We start from the raw sequence: 1,511 nt of genomic DNA on the forward strand, positions 1-1,511 counted from the left end.
GACATTTATTCTATTGTCAAAATTTGAAAGCGGTTTTCATATTAAGAACTGATTACAATTCAATATCGTTTTTGAAAAAATTTTGATGGCCTAAATTTCATTTCAAAACTGCATTAATATTGTTTTAGGATTAGGGAAAATCTAGACATGTATTTCAAGTGTAAAATCTTAAAATTTTCACATTGAAAAATTGAAAATAGTATTACTTTTTCAAAATCAAAAACCTTTATATGCAACCTGGTTCATACTATATATACTTACTATTTTTACGGGGTGAATTGTATGATTGATAATAATGAAAAATATGTAACTGTTATATGCTTTAACCAATTTCACGGAAAGAAGATATTCAAGATTGGTTCTATTTTAAGGCTTATAAAGGAGCCGGACAATAATCATGATGCTGAGGCTATCCGCACGGATATGAGATATGCAGGAAAGGTCGGATACTTGGCAAACAGTACTCAAACAGTTGTTAGAGGTACAATGAGTGCTGGAAGAGTTTACGATAAGATCGATGATGAGAATGCATATGCTATCGTTAAATTCATTTCACATCAAAACGTGATAGCTAAAATCATCGAGGAAGATGAGCTTGCAGAACTCAAGAAAGATCCGGAAAATGACGTGAACTTCATCTAAATGAATTTTTTAAATGGAATAAAAATAAATAATCATGAAAATATTAGTTTGTATATTATAAAACAATTTTAAAATAAGGGGTGATTGATGTGGAAAAATCAAACAAAAAAGCTGAAATCAATAACGTGAGTGAAGACTTGGAAAACTTAAAAAACTTTGCATACATTGACTTAAACGGTACCAGAATAGCCATAGAGCTATTGGAAAGCCAATCCTATGAAAATGTGGAGGCAATTCCAATAAAGAGCGATTTCTTTGGGAAAAAGGATTTCCTTACCCTTGAGAAGGGATACGATATGGGCCTTGTTGAAATCAAGGAACTTGAACACTCAACCGTAAACACTGTAGTGTGCAAGAATGATTCTGTTGCTCCACTCATATTGATTGATGGGGATGAAATCACCGGTGCAATGCAAAACCGTATCATAAACGACACCTTGCTTGTTCCAGCACAATCCTCACTTGACATCAATGTAAGCTGCACTGAACACGGCAGATGGCACACCAGAGGTGAAGGTGATGAAGCAAGAACCTTCAAGCCATCATTGTATTCTGCAAACCACAGTACCAGAAGCAGAAAATCAAGAGCTTCATATGAGGACCGTGACTATCAAGGGGAAGTCTGGGATTCAATCAGTGAATTCGAATCAAGGTCCAACTTCAAATCCTCCACCAGCGCATTGAATGACAGCTATGAAAACCTTAAGGACAAGCAAAACGATTACTTAAGCAAATTCCATATTGAAGAAGGTCAGAATGGTGTCATATTCATTATAAATGGTGAAGTTAAAGGATTGGAACTCTTCTACAATCATAGCATCTACAAGCAATATCATGAAAAGCTCTGCAGAAGCTATATCATAGAAGCT

2 protein-coding genes are annotated in these 1,511 nt (G+C 34.8%); both read left to right on the top strand.

The features are described 5' to 3' along the window. Window positions 1-282: 282 nt before the first annotated feature. Window positions 283-642 carry an HIRAN domain-containing protein gene (locus tag ACKI67_RS02425; RefSeq protein ID WP_407461804.1) on the top strand — a complete coding sequence of 120 codons (360 nt, stop codon included), beginning with the start codon at window positions 283-285 and terminating at the stop codon, window positions 640-642. Between the two features lie 89 nt (window positions 643-731). Beyond that, window positions 732-1,511 (top strand): ARPP-1 family domain-containing protein (locus ACKI67_RS02430; protein WP_407461806.1); only part of this gene is annotated, 780 nt, incomplete at its 3' end.

It is taken from the genome of Methanobrevibacter sp. (genome assembly GCF_045577275.1).
Classification (GTDB): domain Archaea; phylum Methanobacteriota; class Methanobacteria; order Methanobacteriales; family Methanobacteriaceae; genus Methanobrevibacter.

Coding starts and splice junctions, on each gene's coding strand:
- ACKI67_RS02425 (WP_407461804.1), top strand. CDS start 283: ATGATTGATAATAATGAAAAATATGTAACTGTTATATGCTTTAACCAA.